This is a genomic window from Chitinophaga tropicalis (assembly GCF_009758205.1).
Lineage (GTDB): Bacteria > Bacteroidota > Bacteroidia > Chitinophagales > Chitinophagaceae > Chitinophaga > Chitinophaga tropicalis.
Genome location: NZ_WRXN01000005.1, coordinates 447,200 through 464,973, shown reverse-complemented (window position 1 = coordinate 464,973; position 17,774 = coordinate 447,200). Strand labels below are relative to the sequence as shown.

Sequence of the window (17,774 nt, the reverse complement as noted above, 5' to 3'; positions counted from 1 at the left end):
AAAGAAGTTGGACAGTATGTAACAGTCTCCGAGTTTTGTTTATACACCGGGTTAAAGGAATCTGAAGTAAACAGATTCCTGACGCATTGATACAGTATGGATATTCCTACTCAAAGGCTACTATAAAGTATGGGTAGTGTATGAACTGCGGTATCACTTTAGCGCCACATAGAACAGGGTATAGTAATTATCTTTACTATACCCTGTTCTTTTTTTTATGATAAAAAAATACACAATAACGTACCCATAATTACAGCGACGTCCTTTATAAGTTTATGAGCTAAAAAACATATACAACTAATCTCTATACACGTATTACTACGCTTTCCCATTCCCCTTAACATCCTATTAACCAATTCCTCAGGAAAAAATCCTTTCTTCGATATACTACTTGTAATACCTGTAGCTATGAAAAAGTTGCCCCTTTGTGTGATACTATTGTTTGGATGTTTAATAAATGCAAAATCCCAGGACAGTACTTTAAGAAAACTCCCTGACAAGTATCTCTGAATTCAAGAGTGAGGAAGAATTCAAATCCCAGTCTATCACGCTTTATGAAACTTATCCCAAAGAGATCAGATGGAGAGGCGGACAGATTTCCTTTGTTAACGCGTGTGACAGGCTAGATGTTACAGGATCAGGCATGAGATTAAATGAAGTATTGGTCTATTCTAACCTCAACGGAAAGCTGAAACAGGTAAAGAGAATGAAATTATATCATTCCTATTTCAATAGTACCGGTTCCGGATATGCCTTCTCCAGCCGCAAGTAAAGCCACCCGTGGAATGGTAACAGGAAAGAAGGCCCGCGTTGACTACGGAGACCAGTTCCTCATGAGCTCAGTCTACTACGATGACAAGGGCCGTACCATCCAGTCTGCTGAAGATAACATGAGGGGAGGAAGAGAGACTACTACTAATCTTTACGCTTTTAATGGTAAGGTTCTTAGCAGCTACCTGCGGCATACCAATCCCCAGAGCACCACCACTCCGCAGACAACTTTACTCTCAATGTATCATTATGATGCAGGTGGAAGAATAGATTCTGTAAAGAAAAGATTAAATGACAATGTTGCCCTTCAGCAAACAATCGCTGTAAACGAATATGATGAGCTGGGAAATCTGAAAATAAAGAGATTAAGTCCTACGGGCGCCAGCACACAACTGGAGTCTCTGAACTATGATTATAACATACGAGGCTGGATGACAGGGCTTAATAAGTCATTTGTCAACACAACTTCCACTGCCAACTGGTTTGGTATGGAATTGAATTATGACTATGGCTTCGGTGTTCAGGAATTGAATGGGAACATAGCCGGAACAAAGTGGAAGAGCCGTTCAGATGGCATAGCCCGTTCTTATGGATTTGATTATGATAACAGCAACAGGTTCATTACGGCCAGTTTCACTCAGCAGAACGCTGGTAGTAGCACCTGGTCAAAGGATAAAGCTGACTTTTCCGTTACCGGCCTTAGTTATGACCAGAACGGGAATATCCTGTCCATGAAGCAGATTGGTCTGAATGGGATTACTATACAGACGATAGATAGTCTGAAGTATGGATATATTGCTAACAGTAACAGGTTATCCTTTGTAACGGATAAGGTGAACAATGCTCAGAGCATCCTTGGTGATTTTAAGGAGATAACCAATAATGAATCTGCTGACTATTTATATGACCCTTCGGGGAACATGTGCAGGGATAACAATAAAGACATTGATTCTGTCTTCTATACCCACCTGAACTTACCATCTATCGTTTACCTGAAAGATGTGAAGGCAAAGATCTTTTACCAGTATGATGGAAGTGGTAAGAAGCTTTCAAAGATAGTATGGGATTCAACAGGTACAACCCTTGTGGTCAGGATTACCTATTATATGAATGGACTGGTATACCAGAAAGATACCCTGGAGTTCATTGCACATGAAGAAGGCCGGATCCGGCCTGTATTCAGAACTGGTCAGCCGGTATCATATGCGTATGACTACTTTGTAAAAGACCATCTTGGCAGCACAAGAATGATATTAAGTACAAAGACGGATACTGCTGTTTATGCAGCCACTATGGAAACTGCTGCCAGTGAGGTTGAAAATGCGCTTTTCAATAATATCGACAACACAAGAAGTCCTAAACCTGCAGCCTACCCGGTGGATAACACCACTAATCCCAATACCTACGTTTCAAAGCTAAATGCGGTAAACGGACAGAAAATAGGCCCTTCCCTTGTCCTGCGGGTTATGGCTAACGATACTATCCGGATAAGCGTAAAGGCATTATATAAGAACGCAGGTGCTAACACTTCCAGTAGTACCTCCGCCAGCATGGTCAGTTCCATTCTGCAGGCGTTTAGTGGTAGCGGTATCAGTCAGGGTGTCCATAACTCAAGTGGTAGTGGTTCACCTATCACTACGTTCACTAATGCTAACTATGACCAGCTTAAAGCCCAGGACAACTCACAAAACCTGGCTAACAAACCCAAAGCCTACCTGAACTATGTTCTTTTTGACGACATGTTCAATATGGTCACAGAGAACAGTGGGATAAGACAGGTACAGGGAGACATCGATTCCCTTGCCACCTTATTCCTGCCCAGCACTACGATAAAAAAGACTGGTTTTCTGTATATTTATGTAAGCAATGAAAGCGGACAGGATGTATACTTTGATAACCTCATTGTTACCCATACATCGGGCGCTCTTTTGGAGGAAACGCATTATTACCCGTTCGGATTGACAATGGCTGGGATTAGCAGCAGCGCACTAAAAGGAATGGATTATCCGGAGAATCGTCATAAGTACAGCGGGAAGGAGTTACAAAATAAGGAATTAGTTAGCGGAGCAGGGTTAGACTGGTATGATTATGGAGCCAGAATGTATGACCATCAGATAGGAAGATGGTTCCAGATTGACCCATTGGCAGAAAAATTCTCTCATCAGTCTCCATATGTATTTTCTGATAATGACCCGGTGAATCGGATGGATAATGATGGCAAGTCGGGAGAAGTGGCAAAGAATAAAAGAAGGAAAACACTTACAGTTCGTTCTGACATAATTTTTTATGGAGATGGAATGAATAGGAGGTTGGCCAGACAGATAGCAAAAGATATTCAGAGACAATGGAATGCGGCTAAAGGAAAAGTAAAAATCGACGGTGCGGAATATAAAGTTAGATTTTCAATTAAAGGAAGCTACAATAAAAACTTAACGAAGCAAGAAGTTTCGAATAATACAAGTTGGAAAAATAATTATGTAAGAGTGGACAAGAATGTTGAAGCTGCTAATTCTACAATGGACCTGGTCTTAGGATCGAATACTGGAGTTTGGAAACTTGATCAGGTTGCGAAAAAGGGTAGTACGACGAAAGCGCATGAATACGGTCATAGTTTAGGTGCTCAGCATCCATTAGATGAAGATTTTAGATTTGGTGGTCAGCCTGGTATTATGCGCCCAAGAGGTACCCTGGTGGATCCTCAATATCAATATGATACAAAGGCAGCTCCTAATACTCCTGGTGGTACTTTAGATCCTGAAAAAAGAAAGGTTACACAAGAAGACATTGATGCTCTTGAATTAAATGAGCTTAAATTTAATAAACAAGGGAAAGCGGTTTTAGGTAATACAACTAATATTTATCACGAAAAAGAGTAAAAATGTTTATCCATTTAATATTTTTTATTTCATCAATTGCTTCACAATCGAATAATAAGGTTAGGCAAGCTTGCCCTATAAAAATTGATAATTTTGATATGGCATCTTGGAAAGCAGATTCACTCGGCTGTCAAAGAAAACGGTTGGGTTTATATATGCTTTTAATTGACAATAAGAAAAAAATTATTAACCATAGTAGAGCAGATGTAGAATGTTTGCTGGGAATAGCCAATTCTGTTAGTAGCACCCATAGGTCTGAATTTTACTATTTGGAATCGGGTATACAATGTACGCCACTAAAAAAAGATAAAGATGGTCTGGTCGATGCAGCTCAACTTGTAATTTCTTATCGCGATGGAAAGGTTGTAGATGTTTCAGCAATTATACCATAAGATTGGAAAAACTGATTGTCAATCATGGTAATGTTACGAAAGATGGCTTAATAGCTAATTGTAGTTAATAGGAGAAGAGAACATGTTCTATCAATATAATTTAAAAAATGATCGTCTTTATAATACTTTTCCCTTTATCAGTTATTTTGCTATCGGATGATAAAGAAAAGCAAGTTTGTTCTATAAAGATCGATAGTTTTGATATGGTAACTTGGAAAGCAGATTCACTCGGCTGTCAAGGGAGACGTTATGGTCTCGCAGATATCTTGACTCAAAACAAGAAAAACTAATTAATAAAAAGAAAGCCGCTATTGAAAGTTTTCTTGGTAAGGCGAATTCCGCTTATATGGATGGGAGGTTCGATTCCTATTATATAGAAGCAGGTATCCAATGTACACCTAAAAAGAAAGACGAAACCGATTATGTAGAAGTAACTAGATTACTTATTGAATATAAAGAGGAAACAGCAGTAAAAAGTTTCTATAATAACACCATGATGAATTGTTATTGTCTGCTTAAATGAGCAAATAATGATATCAGAGGAGAGCTTAGTGGCATGTTGAAGAAATTAGTTAATGTTTTCAAAAAAACAGAAAGGTGATTTACTACCTACTTACAATTTTAGTGTCGCAATTTTTCCAGGACACAAGCATTAATGGCCCCATTAGAATTGAGGGGTTTGGCTGTGTAGCTTGGAAGACTGACTCTCTTGGCTGTCAACAAGTGCGGTATAAGATGTGGAAGGTGCTAATTGATAATAAACAGAAAATTATTGGGCAGAAGAGAGCCGCAGTTGAAAAATTACTAGGCCCACCTAATTCAACATTGAATAATAATGAGATAACATTTTATTTTCTAAATATTGGCTATCAATGTCGAGGTGCAAAGAAGGAAGAATATAATGATGTTGAAACTTTTAAGTTTGGTGTAGATTACAAGGGTGATAAAGCGGTAGAAGTATTTACAATGATTCCTTGATTGCGTTGATTTTATTATGGAGTTAAACGAACAAAAATACCAAGAACTGCTATCCTTTATTAAAAGTGAGATTCTTGGAGAAGGTGATGAAAATGTAATTCTTGACAGAGATACCTCGCTCGAAGACGATCTTGGAGTAACAGGAATTGATGCAGACAAGTTTATATTGAAATTTAGCCGAAAATTCAATGTTGATCTGTCAAATTTTAATATTGATAGTTACTTTGAACCTGAATTCTCTTTTTGGCTCTTTGGAAGGAAAAAGAGAAAACGGTTTACAATAAAGGAATTGGAAAATGCAATTCTAACAGGTGTACTGAAATGAGGATAGTTTCAGATTTGGGCTAAACTCTGGTAAGAGAAATGTTGTCTCCACTATTACCGCGTTTTGATAATAATAAATTCGTTCGGTGAAATTTGCTCAGATTTTTAAGTTAAGTGATCGACATATTATCAATAGCAATTCGAAAACAATGGCTGGATATAGTATTGTTTCTAAACCATATTTTACGTTGAGTGCTGATGCAACAATGGGTGAGATTGTCAATAAAGTTCTAGTTGCAATGGATGCAAGTAGAGACGATGTAGTGCATGAAAATCACCACGAATATTTTATAAACTATCTTAAAGCAGTTCGGCTGAAAAAAGAAACTGAGTTGTATAGGAACTCAATTATGGTTTCTATCCGTGAAGAAGATGGGAAAATAATTTTTTCGCCAATGATTAATTTAGGAGCCAAAGGTGGTTTTGTCAACCATCATGACAATATAAATATAACCTCTCCATCACGCAACGCCTGGATAGGTGCAGGTGCTACCATTCTGCCAGGTGTGACTGTGGGTGAAAATGCTGTTGTTGCAGCTGGTGCAGTGGTAAGCAGGAATGTACCCGCAAATACAGTGGTAGGTGGTATACCTGCAAAAATTATTAGAACTATTAATGAGTCATAGCCTGATATCTTTCAAATAAAAAGCCAGGTAGTAAATGCCTGGCTTTTTTGTTGTAAAAAGATTTAAGAATGGCAGGTTACTATGCTACTTTCTTTTCTTAATTAAGCCGCTGTCCCTTCTGCTGTTTCAGGTCAGGAGAGGCTAAGGCCTGAGAATAATACTACCGGTAGTCTTGCGTGACTCCATATCAGCATGTGCCTTAGACGCATCCGCTAAAGAATAGACTAACGGGTGTTGTACATCAAATATGCCTTTTTCAACCTGTTCGAATACCTCTTTCATTGCTTCGCCTTTCTTATTCTGATACCCGGGATAGTTATTGAGCTGAGCTTGTACAAAATGGATGTTTTTTTGAGCAAGCTGTTCTGCATCTACCTCCGGCCAGCCGGAGGCCCCGCCATAAGAGACAAAGGTGCCGCCTGTTTTGATGAGGTCCATGGATTTGTCAAAGATATCTTTACCAACGCTGTCATATACTACATCTACGCCGGAACCACCCGTGATAGCATTCACGCGGGCAGTAAGATCTTCATTTTGCAGATCAATTACATGCTTATAACCCCGCTGTTCTGCCAGCTGTTTTTTAGCCGGACTTCCCACTGTGCCTATAACAATAGCATCAAGCGATTTAACCCACGCGCTTAACAACGTGCCTACGCCTCCTGTCATTGCAGGTATGAGTACATATTGCCCGGCTTTAACCGCATAACTGTCTTTGATCAGCATTTTGGCCGTAAGTCCTTTTACCATAACAGCGGCCGCTATATCAAAAGTGATGGTATCAGGTAATCTGAAGATATCATCCACGCTGATCACTCTTTTTTGCGCATAGGCCCCTGTGGTAGCATAATAGGCAACCCGGTCTCCGACAGCGAATTCTGTTACGTCATTACCAATAGCTGTTACTATGCCGGCAGCTTCCAGGCCTATCGGCGCAGGATACTCCGGTAGTTGGAATCTGCCACTTCTGAAGAAAACATCCAGGAAGTTTACAGCAATGGCTTTCTGCTCAATTAAAACTTCGTTGGGCCCTGGGACTGACAGATCAATCGTTTCATATTTAAGAACTTCCGGTCCACCAGGTTGTTCAATAAGAACTACACCACTTTTTGTTAAAATACTCATTTGATGTTTGTTTGGTTATTTCTGCAAATGTATTGGCGCTTCTCTTTGTGACGGATGCCAGGTTCCTCTAAGGAAGTGCTTCCCTGCAGGGAAGTGTTCTTCCTAAAAGGAAGTCATTACATTTGTGCAATGAGAACATCAAGGCTTACTGAAGAGACGTTATCAAAAGAATGTATTCAACATTTTAAAGCCATTGAAGATACACAGTACATATTGGCTGGAAAGTGGAGGATATCCATAATTGCGATGCTGGTATTCCGGAAGATGCGCTACCTGGAACTACAACGCTTACTGAATGGTATTGGTTCTAAAATGTTATCAAAGGAATTACAGCATCTGGAGATTAATGGATTGATCAGTCGTACTGTACAGAATACGAAACCCATTACAGTAGAATATGAGCTTTCAGAATATGGAAGATCGCTGAAGCCATTATTGGATGAGATGTCGCGTTGGGGTAAAGAACATAAAAAACGGATTGTAAGGGAAGTGAGTAGAATCTAGTTCTCACCCGGAGCCCGGATCATTTCTTTATAATTAAGATAAAGAAAAATGGTAATTATATCCGCAAAAATAAAGGCGTCTGGCAGCACCAGACGCCTCTTTATTTATTGAAGTTTTCGATGAACTGCTGTATTACTGGTACTTGATCTCGAAGTTATGGATCTTTGGAAGTGGGGGCTCGCCAAAAGAGCCAAAGGTAATTCCGAAAGCATCTCCAATGAACATTGCACTGGGATTGAATTCTGCCCAGAAATTGTTCGGAGAGTTGTCTTCTGCCACGGCCATATTGGCATTCCTGAATTGGTTATTAAGGGTGGGAGACAGATAACCCAAAACAGGAGGATTATTTATTAACTCCGCTGATGCAATAAGTACAGACTCATGGTTTTCTACATTGTCGTCTGCCCAGTTAGGGCCTAGATCTCCTCTCACCACTTGTGGCCAGATCACACCCTGAGTATTCAGTCTGATATAACCTTGATGATGAAGGCTCAGAGCCGAAGTGCGTACCCTGCGCCAGATACCGATCCAGTTCCTGTGTTCCGCCCAGTAAAGTATGGTCACAAATCCTCTGTCCATACCATTTACTAACAGGTTGAAGAGTCTCGCCTGTAAGAAGCCTCTGGCCTCAGGAGAACCTGTAGTAAAAGGCCACTCCTGCTTTATCGGACCGCTTGCAACAGAAAAGGAGTTTGCCGGGGGAGGGGTGCCGGGAATTTTATAATCATCACCTGAAAACAGGCCTACATTCCCGGTCGCTTTATTGGCCCATATAGTACGTTCTTTGTCTGCCATCCTTCCGTTTGAGCCTGCCACTACGGGACGGGCCTTGATAGCATCCCTCCTGAACGACAGAAGCTCCTGGCCCACTTTAACCAGGCCATCCTCATTTACAACGGCCGATTCAATAATTCCGCTGCAATTAAGATCATAAGCGGTGTCCTGGCGCCAGACTGCAACCTTGGAATATTTCTTCTTTACAGCAAAGAAGCCGTCAGCATTATGTGCGGCTTCCATTTCATCCAGTTCCTTGTTAAATTGATCATAAACTGATCTCAGTGAGGTGAATCCTATCTCTTTTTCCCATTGTTTTCTTTGCTGGGTAGTCATGGAACTAACCGATAACATGGTTTGAAAGAATTCACGATTGTCCTTAAAATGAAGTATGCCATCCTCCACTTTAATAGTGGAGTTGACAGAAGATGGGTTATTGTCCTGGACATCAGCGTCTTTCTTACAGGACACAAGAATACCTGCAAATAAAATGCAGCATGAGGCAATGGTTAATTTGAGTTTCATAGTAATGTGTGTCGAGATTTATGTGAAAAAATAAAGACAATGTTGATATTCTATGAAGAGGGTTTCTTTAGGGCATAGTTCTTTTTCATAATGTGGGTTCTTCATTATCAGGGTTCAATGCTAAGATATTTATTCCGGTAAATGCAGGCAATCCCCTTTTTAAGGGATTTAGCCTTATCAAGAAAATTTGAGAGAATTTTTCCTGTGCGGGGGAGACTATTTCGCTATGGCAGGTTACAATTATGCTACTTTTCTTTGTTGATTAAGTCGTCTGCTGCTGTTGTTTCAGGTCAGGATAACGGGAAACCAGTTCCTCATGCAAAAGGCGCATACCAACTACATATGTAGACACCAGGATCCTTTTACCCTTTCCCTTGTGAGGAATGATATGCAGATAGTTCCAGGCAAACTTGTATCCTTTTATATCTTCCAGCAGGATCTCCCTGTTAACAAGCCTGGATACTTTACGAACACTATGATTATCCCAGAAGATCTTTTCATCCACTTGTAAAATACCGCACACTGAAACGCCAATAACAATAAGTGATACAGGTAAAATAAAAAAGAGGCCTTTTTTGAGAAAAGGATCAACGAATGAGTAGATAAGCAGGCTAACAAATACGCATATCAGGGCGCCGAACATAATGTAAGTGGCATTTCTCCAGCCGCGGGTCAGATAAAAAACGTCTTCCATAGAATGAGCGTAAATATTTACTGTAAATATAATTCTTGCCTGTTAAAATCCAACTTTCCGGTTAAGGTCACTGCTTGTATGATAAATAGTGATAAGAAATGAACAACTACTTGCTTTGCGAGTTTAAGCTATCCAGTAAATGGTGAAGCGAATCCCGCTTTTTATCATACTCCAGCATGTCTTCCTTCATTTTTAGGTTTTCCTGTTCCAGCCTTTGGTTTATCTTGTTAAACTCATTCATAATACTGTCTGATTTATTCCGGGAATCAATAGCATCTTTTCTCTGTTGATTGATATTACATGCAGTAAAGGCAAATAAAAAGATAATAAAAGCCTTGATTATGATATTGGTTTTCATAGGTTTAATATTTTGTTTTAGACTTCTGTTCTAAGAACGGATTTTGACCTGTAATATCTTCTTTTTTCGCCTATATAGAATAATTTCTTTATGTATATTTAATATAAGTTATATATTTGCGCCGCAATAGTGAGAGGAAACCTATAAGTGACCCGCTTTTAAGCCCTTTAATACCTGGATAATTTAAATCAGAAATATCTCAATTACCTATGAAAAAGTTACTGTTCAGTGCTGCAGCACTTGCTGTATTATTTACTGCTTGTAAGGATGACGATACCAACCCTACACCTCAGCCAACTAAATTGTTCCTGAACCTGGTTAGGGGAACTGACAGCATCAGTGCCACCTATAATGCCAGCAACAGGATTGCTAAGTATGCCTTAATTGATAGCCGTGTGGGCGGTCATTCTTATTACAACGAGCCCGTGTATGAAAATAACAGGTTGGTGAAATTAAATTCCAGTGAGGACGGTCCTGACGCGCTCCTTCTGAATCGGAGCTATAACTATAATGCAGCTGGCCGTGTAGAGAAAATTAACTTTCATGGAGACGACGGTAAGGTATATGGCTTCGACAGCCTTGCATATGACAACGCCGGACACCTGGTGGCATTCTATGAAAAGGAAGGCGATTACCACGAAAAGTATGCTTTGGTTTGGGATAGCAAAGGCAATATCATAAAACAGCATGGTATCAGGATCGTAGATGGTGTGGAATCGAAAGATACCGTTACCACAACATATACTTACGATGATAAGGTAAACTATGTTGCAAAGCAACCGGAGATCTATTTAATGGAACCCGGAGGTCCGGCTTTCGGTCTTTCTGCTAACAATATTCTTACAGAGAAGACTGTATGGAATGAAACTAATACAGAGGAGTATACTAATGAGTATACTTATGATGAAGATAACTATCCTGTTACGAAGAAGAGTTCAGGAAAGTACATAAATAACGGTACTGTTAATACGAAAGAAGAAAACACCCAGATCCGTTATTTCAGGAAGTAATAAAGGAAGAAGGTGTCTCAATTACTTTTGAGACGCCTTTTACTTAACAGCTAACTGCAAGGGGCCGCCTGTCATACGGGAAGGACCTTTGTAATATTAATATCTGATCAAAAGATAATTCTGCTTTATTAATAACCATGGGATGCCCTCCATCTTTACTCCATTTGTCCATAAAAAACGCTAATGTCCACACATAGCTTAGTTGAATACACAAAATCAAAATATAATTTCACAAAAATTAAACCCAGGATGAAAGTAATTAAACTGTCCTCTGTACTGTTGATTGCTACGAGCCTCGTATTATTCTTTGGCTGTGGCAAGAATGATGATAATGTTACCCGGCCCTCCGCTGATTCCCTTCCGAAGGATACAACATATCTGTTAACGACGGGTTATTATTGGCTTGAAGACTCGACCGAAGACTACTTCTACCATGACAGTATCTATTATAATGCAAAGAACCAGATAGAAAAAGTGATAGGCTATCCTCCCTCTCCGGACGATACCGTTATATCCTTGTTTTATTACAATGATGATGGCGCAATTGAAAAGCTGATCACCGAAGGGGTAACAAGAGACTATTACTTCAATTATTACTTCCATTATGACGGGAATAAACGGCTTGACCGCATAATCGCAAATGGAAATACGACAGGTGATACCTGCTTCATTACCTATAATGCACAGGGGCATATTACTGATATTACAACAATATCGGAGTCTGCAGGTAGTTGGCGTTCTCACCTCACTTATTTCAGAGGTGATAATAGCAAGATAGATTCTTTCCAGTGCGATTACACTTTTAATCAGGAGCCTGCTTATCTCAGAAGGTTAGGTGTGCGGCTGCAAACAGCGGTGCCGGGCGTTGCCTCACTGGAAAACATTGACAGGTCTTATTTGTTTCTGCTGGCAACAAGGCAAAGTCCTAATTTCTTTCTCGCCGTCAGAGGCAATTTCTGCTTTCAGAAATTCTTAAGCCCGGTTGACTTTAACTTTATGAATGGGTTGAGGAACGACTATTTCCCAAACATGCCGGCAGACTATCAGTACAATGACATGAATCAACCGTTCAGCCACGTGCTGTCTTCATTCCCCGATGGCAGGTTGCATACCTATCAATACAAAGAGTCTGTAGGCGGGGTTTCGTCAGTAAAATCGTCAGTAAGGCTGGAATACATTAAAGAAATAAAATAATACAACCCGAAACATAGAAAGAGCCTGTATTTCTATGTTGAAAAACAAGCCCTGAGAAAAAGAGGATAAAAAAAGATCTATAAGGGCTGGTTCTTAGGAACCGGCCTTTGTTATTCCTATAAAAGCAATCTTCTCTAAGCAGACATTGTCCTGCAAGCTGGCGAAACATTTCTTCTAAAGAAAACATCAAAGCGAATTCGGTTCAGTTGATTGCTGTCCGATTATTTTTTGGCGATGATTTTTCCCCCATTCATGCATAGCTGTGATCACCTCCGAAAGTGTGTTACTGTAGGGGGTAAGTTCATATTCCACCATGATGGGACTGGTTTTCACTACCGTTCGGGTGATCAGGCCATTGAGTTCCATCTCCTTCAATTCCTTCGATAATATCCGGGCCGATATCCCCGCTTCCCTGGTCAGTTCCCGAAACTTCAGTTTACCGCCTCTCAATATGGAGATCAGTACCAGTTTCCATTTGCCACCTACTACGTCCAGCGTGTCCTGAAGGTAGAGTCTGGCCCTTTTGCATTCATCGTCGGTTGTGGGCGTTAAGCAACGATTTTTGTTTGCCATAGTAACCTTTTTGTAACTGGTATCCTTCCTGTAACAGAAGACAAAGATATAGCATCTCTCTTGTAGTTTTGTGGAGCAATAAAAACGGGAAAAGACTCTCAACTTAAAAAAAGATCATGAACTCAATCATCACTGACAATAGCGCAGCTCGCGCTGAACGTTTATTTCGAATGCACCTTGCTATGTTTACCGATCCCGCCATGACCAGGGAAGCCTACGTCGATCTATGGACTGAGGATGCTGTGCACGAGTACCCATATGCACCCGCGCCTTATTCCAAACGGCTGGAAGGACGGGACACTATTACCGAATACATAGCTAATGTGACTAAAAGTGCTACCAACTGGAGTTTTACTAACTTTGTCTTCTCTGCTACATCTGATCCCGATACGGTATTTGTGGAGTTCGAAGGCAGTGCCCTGGTGACTGCTACTGGCAGGAAGTACCAGCAGATTTACGTAGGCCGCATTACCTTGCGGGAAGGTAAAATCACAAATTACCGCGAATTCTGGAATCCAGCTTGGATCATAGATGCCTTTGTCTAGGCTACCTCAGAGTTATCTGAATCCATAATATGGATAAGTCTTTGAATTTCTATCAAGTATATAATCAACAGGTTAGGAGTTTCCAACTATCCCGGCAAATGTAAGAAATGGTATAATTAAGCCAGATAATGCTTAGTTATACCATTTTGGTTTAATAGTGTATATATTAAATATTCATTGAAAGTAAAGATCCTGAAGTGGAACAAGCTATGACGATCTGTGTTCAACAGATCATTAACAACCTATACTCTCCGGATTTTTCCTTTGGTGCACGGTGAAGACAAGGAGGGACCTTACTTTCCGGATGATCAACCGCCAGCTTCCATAGGTTACCAATGCCCAGGCTTATTGGATGTGCATCAGGTTTCGCCTGATAGTGTAGATCAAAGAAATGTTCACTTAAGAATGATTCAAAACCTTCATCTGTTCCATGATATAGTTTTCTGAGCTCAGCACGTATTTCTGGAATAAGTACTTTCTTTTCGCCTTGTGAATTTGGCAATATTTCACTCGGCTCACCATAGTAAGTGCATAAAAAGGTTGCGGTTGGTATAGGAGAGCGGTCTACATGAAAAGAGTAAACATCGGTTGGAAAAAAAGGGTAACTATCATCCCGGTCATAGTACTTGATCACATTTAGGCTTGGCGATGCGCCATGAGCTTTCAATAGCTTCAGGTCATTTAAAAGAATTTCACGGGCAAGTTGCCCTTGTTCGCTCAACTGAAGTTCACGAAGCTCTTCTAGTTCAATGACCGTTATATTTCCACTTAGCGCTACCTTTTTAGTGATCTCAGAAAAATCACCTATAAGTTCACGAGCCCAGCAAATTGCATTAATTTTTCCATTGAATGGCGTAGAAACAAGGTCTTGAAAATTCGTGACACAATGAACTTGATTCTCAGCATGAGATAAATCTGTCATGATAGTTAATATAAATACACAATCATTTGACAACCTAGTATACGAATAACCGCCAGTCAAACCAGCACAAATACCAATTGAAAAACTTTGATGAAGATAACAACAAAAAGTTAACAGATAAGTCTGGAATATTCAATCAACACTAACGACCAGTGGTCTTAAAACTCTGAAGATATTTTTTGGGTTTCCTGCCAATATGTTTTTCAAACACTTTTGTGAAATGACCAAGGTTTTCAAATCCCATTTGATAACCTACTTCAGATACTGACAGATCCTCTTCGCGCAAAAGCCTTGCGGCTTCTTTCATACGTAAATTTTGATGGTAGTCGTAGATACCCATGCCAAAGACCTGCGTACATAAGGCGGTTCCATAGGACGGTTGGACTTCCGCTTATTCGTTTGGGTGTCCACATTATCCTGAAAGATGTTGTGAAACACAATACCGATACCATCAGTTATATCCGATTGACCAGTTACCCGTGTGAAATCATCTGTCACGATGAATGAGCCGAAGTGCATGGCCATATCAGGCAAAAAAGCGAAGCCTTTGAAGAAGATGACCTGGAAATGTTGGTTTAAATAGAGCCATTTCGGAACGTGATTCAAAATTAGTTGCATATTGAAGCCGGGTCAATTGATATTCAAATGCTTTGCATGTATATATTGGTTGAAAAGCGCTGGTCCAACGGTTTAAGTAGTGTGTTTATACCATTTTTGGAAGCATTTTTACATTGCTGATATCGATCCGAAACTGGAAGTTTGTATCAAAGAGTATATACCGCTTTTAATGAGCTATCAAAAATATTTGAAGAAGATTGAAAAGTATGTAGAAGAATATTTCGCAACGCATAATCATTCCAGGTTACTGTATCATAATTTAAAGCATACAGTCTACGTAGTCCGTAGTGTTGAAAAAATAGCCGCCTGCCGTGATTTGTTGGAAGAGGATAACTTTATTCTTCTGGCAGCTGCATGGTTCCATGACCTGGGATACCTTCATGCAAAAAACCAACATGAAACCATCGGTGCCGGTATTGCTCAAATATACCTGGAAGGAGAAGGATTAAGAGAAAATATAGTAAGCAGGATCTGCAGGCTTATTATGATCACCACAAGAACAGAACCGCCGGAAAACGAATTGGAAGAGATCTTGCTGGATGCAGACAGTTTTCATTTGGGCAGGAACTCTTTTTCTGAGAAAACGGAATTGCTGCGCAAAGAAATGTGCCTTATAGGAAATGTATTGATTGAAAAGGCAGACTGGTATAAAGATACCATTCATTTTATGCAATCGCATGAGTTTTATACTGTTTACGGGAAGGTAAATCTTGAAGAGAAGAAGCAAGAGAATATCCTGGAGTTAAAGCTGCTAGCTGGAATTACAGATCCTGTTGAAATAGCGGACATTACCAGGATGTCCATAAAAGACTTAATGCGTACTGATAAAAGTATCGAGACAGCTGTTAAAATAGCTTCGCAGAATAACCAGCGCTTAAGCAGCCTGGCGGATAACAAGGCGCATATCCTGATAACGGTGAATTCCATTATACTGTCAGCCATTATTACGCTGGTGCTCAGAAAGCTTGGCGAAAATCCTTACCTCATTATCCCGACTTTTTTGTTGCTCGCGGTCAGCCTTGTTACCATTGTACTGGCGATTATTACAACCAGGCCTACTGTTAGTAATGGCCGATTCTGTAAAGAAGATGTAACGCAGCAAAAAACGAACCTCCTGTTCTTTGGAAACTATTTTAACATGCAACCTGACGAGTACATCAAAGGAATGTTGACGATGTTTGATGGAAGGAACAATATTTACCGGACCATCATCCTGGATATTTACTATCAGGGAGCTGCAATTGGACGCAAATACCGCTACCTGCGACTGGCCTATAACATTTTTATGTGGGGACTAATAAGTGCGGTGATTGCCTTTCTGTTAGCTGCGCTTGTGCATAATGCTGTTGTGGTATAGGTAAACGGGTTTATACATGGTTTTTAGCGCTTTTGCCATTGTCTTCCCCTTTCAAAAGCAGGAAGTTTGTGCTGTTCTTTTAACAATAAAAAAGCGCTATGTCACAACAAAGCCAATACATTCATTCGGGTGAGATCGTTGAAAAGATCGGGAAGATACTGGGCTATTTTCCAGGCTTCCGTTCATTACATGCGGATGGCAGGTTATATCGCGGTGTATTCAAGGCAAATGAGGCTGCAAAGTTATATACCAGGGCGGTTCATTTGCAGGGTGATGAAATTCCGGTTACGGTGCGGTTTTCCAAAGGAGGTGGTGATCCTTACGCACATTTCAGTTCAACCGTAGGCATGGCTACCCGGTTTTATCTCCCGGACGGCTGTGTAACAAACCTGGTAATGCTTAGTCAGAAGTTATTTATAGCCCGTACGGTAGAACAATTTATGGATCTGCTGGAAGCTGGTTTGCCAAAAGAACCGGGTGGTCCCATTAACAAAGAAGGGTTACAACATTTTTTTGCGGCTAATCCCAATAGTGGTGCAGTGTTTAAAATGCGCGCAGAAAGCCTGGCGCCTGTCAGTTTTGCACATACTGAATTTAACGCGGTCCATGCCTTTTATTTCATCAACGCTGAAAGCAGACCCACCGCCGTTCGCTGTCACTGGAAGCCAGCGCTGGGCATAAAAGGGCAATCGCCTGAGGTCCTTGCAGCACAACCGACAGACATCCTCTATACCGAACTAACAGGGCGGTTGGCAAATGAGCCGGTGCATTTTGACCTGGAACTTGAGCTTGCGCAGGAAGGCGATCCGCTCAATGATGCTACAGTCCTTTGGCCCGAGAACCGGCAGCGGGTTGTGATTGGCCGCCTGACGCTGACAGCGCCTACCACGGAGGAGGAGATAGGTGATAAAGTGATGAACCATGATCCAAGCCTGCTGACAGATGGAATTGAACCGACAGATGATCCAATACTGCAGATCAGGCGGGGTGTTTACGAGGTATCCGCAGCACACCGCTCGGGCGGATGGCGTAAATGTCCCTTCACCGGAAATACATCCGCTTCTTAAGATTTTAAAACCAATGATAATATGGAACCGACAACGATCGTAGAAAATGAATTTACCAAATTCAACCAGCATGTTACTACTCAGCCGGACGGGCCGGGGCTACGCATTGGCAAAAGAGGCGAGCTTACGATGGTAGGCAACTTCACACCTGGCGGCGCTGAGTTATTCAGAAAACGCCTTCCGCAGTTTCAGGCTGAAGCCGGCTATTATGAGGGAAGGGTCGGTAGCATCCAGGATTTCAGGATCATTGTTTTTGACAATGATACACGTTACATCCTGTCGCTTGTTTATGACGGTGATTTTAAGCCATACCTGCAGGATATCGCCACTTACGCTGGTGAATGGCTGGACGGCCTTGCCGATGGTGTGCTGGAAGATTATCCGGGCATACACTCACAGCATTTTGCCAAATGGGTGCTTGACCGGTTTATACAGGCAGATTTCTTTTTTGTTGGAGCGCCAGATTCTTCCGTAAGAGATATACAAAAAATGGAAAAACTTACCCGCGCCTGGAATGATTTACTGGATGCCGCTAACTAAC

21 protein-coding genes are annotated in these 17,774 nt (G+C 40.9%); 13 read left to right on the top strand and 8 right to left on the bottom strand.

Going from position 1 to position 17,774, the window contains the following annotated elements:
- The first annotated feature begins 643 nt into the window (after positions 1-643).
- The 6 genes from GO493_RS31245 to GO493_RS31355 all read left to right on the top strand — a co-directional run bounded on the left by GO493_RS31245 (position 644) and on the right by GO493_RS31355 (position 5,967).
- On the top strand, positions 644-772 hold the full coding sequence (locus GO493_RS31245) for a hypothetical protein (RefSeq protein WP_262885963.1): 129 nt from the start codon (positions 644-646) through the stop codon (positions 770-772).
- Positions 750-3,647, top strand: a complete 2,898-nt coding sequence (locus tag GO493_RS14380) for an RHS repeat domain-containing protein (protein ID WP_198315712.1) — start codon at positions 750-752, stop codon at positions 3,645-3,647. The genes GO493_RS31245 and GO493_RS14380 overlap by 23 nt, the downstream gene beginning before the upstream one ends.
- A 2-nt stretch (positions 3,648-3,649) precedes the next feature.
- The gene (locus GO493_RS14375) at positions 3,650-4,039 is read left to right on the top strand and encodes a hypothetical protein (protein ID WP_157306896.1); all 390 of its coding nucleotides are present in this window, start codon (positions 3,650-3,652) and stop codon (positions 4,037-4,039) included.
- Between the two features lie 597 nt (positions 4,040-4,636).
- Positions 4,637-5,017 (top strand): hypothetical protein, encoded by a 381-nt coding sequence (locus GO493_RS14370; RefSeq protein ID WP_157306895.1) that lies wholly within the window; start codon positions 4,637-4,639, stop codon positions 5,015-5,017.
- 16 nt (positions 5,018-5,033) lie between these two features.
- Positions 5,034-5,342, top strand: a complete 309-nt coding sequence (locus GO493_RS14365) for a DUF1493 family protein (RefSeq protein WP_157306894.1) — start codon at positions 5,034-5,036, stop codon at positions 5,340-5,342.
- An 85-nt stretch (positions 5,343-5,427) separates the two neighbouring features.
- A complete protein-coding gene (locus GO493_RS31355) occupies positions 5,428-5,967 on the top strand; it encodes a DapH/DapD/GlmU-related protein (protein ID WP_317165429.1) in 540 nt (179 codons plus the stop codon).
- A gap of 141 nt (positions 5,968-6,108) precedes the next feature.
- On the opposite strand, the gene GO493_RS14355 is transcribed toward GO493_RS31355, so the two are convergent.
- Complete coding sequence (locus GO493_RS14355; protein ID WP_157306893.1) at positions 6,109-7,092, bottom strand: quinone oxidoreductase family protein; 984 nt, start codon at positions 7,090-7,092, stop codon at positions 6,109-6,111.
- 129 nt (positions 7,093-7,221) lie between these two features.
- Here GO493_RS14355 and GO493_RS14350 point away from each other — a divergent pair, with 129 nt between their 5' ends.
- On the top strand, positions 7,222-7,596 hold the full coding sequence (locus GO493_RS14350) for a winged helix-turn-helix transcriptional regulator (RefSeq protein ID WP_157306892.1): 375 nt from the start codon (positions 7,222-7,224) through the stop codon (positions 7,594-7,596).
- Positions 7,597-7,728: 132 nt separating this feature from the next.
- On the opposite strand, the gene GO493_RS14345 is transcribed toward GO493_RS14350, so the two are convergent.
- The 3 genes from GO493_RS14345 to GO493_RS14335 all read right to left on the bottom strand — a co-directional run bounded on the left by GO493_RS14345 (position 7,729) and on the right by GO493_RS14335 (position 9,947).
- Positions 7,729-8,895, bottom strand: coding sequence for a DUF4848 domain-containing protein (locus tag GO493_RS14345; RefSeq protein ID WP_157306891.1), 1,167 nt, complete (start codon positions 8,893-8,895; stop codon positions 7,729-7,731).
- Between the two features lie 262 nt (positions 8,896-9,157).
- Entirely contained in the window at positions 9,158-9,589 is a 432-nt protein-coding gene (locus GO493_RS14340; RefSeq protein ID WP_157306890.1) for a hypothetical protein, read from the bottom strand.
- A 106-nt stretch (positions 9,590-9,695) separates the two neighbouring features.
- On the bottom strand, positions 9,696-9,947 hold the full coding sequence (locus GO493_RS14335; protein WP_157306889.1) for a hypothetical protein: 252 nt from the start codon (positions 9,945-9,947) through the stop codon (positions 9,696-9,698).
- 209 nt (positions 9,948-10,156) lie between these two features.
- Between GO493_RS14335 and GO493_RS14330 the strand changes: the two genes are divergently transcribed.
- Both GO493_RS14330 and GO493_RS14325 read left to right on the top strand, forming a co-directional pair.
- Complete coding sequence (locus GO493_RS14330) at positions 10,157-10,957, top strand: hypothetical protein (protein ID WP_157306888.1); 801 nt, start codon at positions 10,157-10,159, stop codon at positions 10,955-10,957.
- Between the two features lie 249 nt (positions 10,958-11,206).
- Complete coding sequence (locus tag GO493_RS14325; RefSeq protein ID WP_157306887.1) at positions 11,207-12,151, top strand: hypothetical protein; 945 nt, start codon at positions 11,207-11,209, stop codon at positions 12,149-12,151.
- A gap of 186 nt (positions 12,152-12,337) precedes the next feature.
- On the opposite strand, the gene GO493_RS14320 is transcribed toward GO493_RS14325, so the two are convergent.
- A complete protein-coding gene (locus GO493_RS14320; protein WP_157306886.1) occupies positions 12,338-12,724 on the bottom strand; it encodes a winged helix-turn-helix transcriptional regulator in 387 nt (128 codons plus the stop codon).
- Between the two features lie 170 nt (positions 12,725-12,894).
- On the opposite strand from GO493_RS14320, the gene GO493_RS14315 reads away from it, so the two are divergent.
- Entirely contained in the window at positions 12,895-13,269 is a 375-nt protein-coding gene (locus GO493_RS14315; RefSeq protein WP_157306885.1) for a nuclear transport factor 2 family protein, read from the top strand.
- 223 nt (positions 13,270-13,492) lie between these two features.
- Here GO493_RS14315 and GO493_RS14310 read toward each other — a convergent pair whose 3' ends face one another.
- From GO493_RS14310 to GO493_RS14300, 3 genes are all read right to left on the bottom strand, one after another.
- Positions 13,493-14,191 (bottom strand): hypothetical protein, encoded by a 699-nt coding sequence (locus GO493_RS14310; protein ID WP_157306884.1) that lies wholly within the window; start codon positions 14,189-14,191, stop codon positions 13,493-13,495.
- Positions 14,192-14,333: 142 nt separating this feature from the next.
- Positions 14,334-14,531, bottom strand: coding sequence for a helix-turn-helix domain-containing protein (locus GO493_RS14305; RefSeq protein WP_198315711.1), 198 nt, complete (start codon positions 14,529-14,531; stop codon positions 14,334-14,336).
- Positions 14,495-14,809 carry a hypothetical protein gene (locus GO493_RS14300; protein ID WP_157306883.1) on the bottom strand — a complete coding sequence of 105 codons (315 nt, stop codon included), beginning with the start codon at positions 14,807-14,809 and terminating at the stop codon, positions 14,495-14,497. Before GO493_RS14300 ends, GO493_RS14305 begins: the two co-directional genes overlap by 37 nt.
- A gap of 187 nt (positions 14,810-14,996) precedes the next feature.
- Here GO493_RS14300 and GO493_RS14295 point away from each other — a divergent pair, with 187 nt between their 5' ends.
- The 3 genes from GO493_RS14295 to GO493_RS14285 all read left to right on the top strand — a co-directional run bounded on the left by GO493_RS14295 (position 14,997) and on the right by GO493_RS14285 (position 17,773).
- The gene (locus tag GO493_RS14295; protein ID WP_157306882.1) at positions 14,997-16,166 is read left to right on the top strand and encodes a Pycsar system effector family protein; all 1,170 of its coding nucleotides are present in this window, start codon (positions 14,997-14,999) and stop codon (positions 16,164-16,166) included.
- Positions 16,167-16,264: 98 nt separating this feature from the next.
- Positions 16,265-17,233, top strand: coding sequence for a catalase family peroxidase (locus tag GO493_RS14290; protein WP_157306881.1), 969 nt, complete (start codon positions 16,265-16,267; stop codon positions 17,231-17,233).
- A gap of 21 nt (positions 17,234-17,254) precedes the next feature.
- Complete coding sequence (locus GO493_RS14285) at positions 17,255-17,773, top strand: hypothetical protein (protein WP_157306880.1); 519 nt, start codon at positions 17,255-17,257, stop codon at positions 17,771-17,773.
- Position 17,774: the final 1 nt, after the last annotated feature.

Coding starts and splice junctions, on each gene's coding strand:
- GO493_RS31245 (WP_262885963.1), top strand. CDS start 644: ATGAGATTAAATGAAGTATTGGTCTATTCTAACCTCAACGGAAAGCTG.
- GO493_RS14380 (WP_198315712.1), top strand. CDS start 750: ATGCCTTCTCCAGCCGCAAGTAAAGCCACCCGTGGAATGGTAACAGGA.
- GO493_RS14375 (WP_157306896.1), top strand. CDS start 3,650: ATGTTTATCCATTTAATATTTTTTATTTCATCAATTGCTTCACAATCG.
- GO493_RS14365 (WP_157306894.1), top strand. CDS start 5,034: ATGGAGTTAAACGAACAAAAATACCAAGAACTGCTATCCTTTATTAAA.
- GO493_RS14355 (WP_157306893.1), bottom strand. CDS start 7,092: ATGAGTATTTTAACAAAAAGTGGTGTAGTTCTTATTGAACAACCTGGT.
- GO493_RS14350 (WP_157306892.1), top strand. CDS start 7,222: ATGAGAACATCAAGGCTTACTGAAGAGACGTTATCAAAAGAATGTATT.
- GO493_RS14345 (WP_157306891.1), bottom strand. CDS start 8,895: ATGAAACTCAAATTAACCATTGCCTCATGCTGCATTTTATTTGCAGGT.
- GO493_RS14340 (WP_157306890.1), bottom strand. CDS start 9,589: ATGGAAGACGTTTTTTATCTGACCCGCGGCTGGAGAAATGCCACTTAC.
- GO493_RS14335 (WP_157306889.1), bottom strand. CDS start 9,947: ATGAAAACCAATATCATAATCAAGGCTTTTATTATCTTTTTATTTGCC.
- GO493_RS14330 (WP_157306888.1), top strand. CDS start 10,157: ATGAAAAAGTTACTGTTCAGTGCTGCAGCACTTGCTGTATTATTTACT.
- GO493_RS14325 (WP_157306887.1), top strand. CDS start 11,207: ATGAAAGTAATTAAACTGTCCTCTGTACTGTTGATTGCTACGAGCCTC.
- GO493_RS14320 (WP_157306886.1), bottom strand. CDS start 12,724: ATGGCAAACAAAAATCGTTGCTTAACGCCCACAACCGACGATGAATGC.
- GO493_RS14315 (WP_157306885.1), top strand. CDS start 12,895: ATGCACCTTGCTATGTTTACCGATCCCGCCATGACCAGGGAAGCCTAC.
- GO493_RS14310 (WP_157306884.1), bottom strand. CDS start 14,191: ATGACAGATTTATCTCATGCTGAGAATCAAGTTCATTGTGTCACGAAT.
- GO493_RS14305 (WP_198315711.1), bottom strand. CDS start 14,531: ATGGGTATCTACGACTACCATCAAAATTTACGTATGAAAGAAGCCGCA.
- GO493_RS14300 (WP_157306883.1), bottom strand. CDS start 14,809: ATGCAACTAATTTTGAATCACGTTCCGAAATGGCTCTATTTAAACCAA.
- GO493_RS14290 (WP_157306881.1), top strand. CDS start 16,265: ATGTCACAACAAAGCCAATACATTCATTCGGGTGAGATCGTTGAAAAG.
- GO493_RS14285 (WP_157306880.1), top strand. CDS start 17,255: ATGGAACCGACAACGATCGTAGAAAATGAATTTACCAAATTCAACCAG.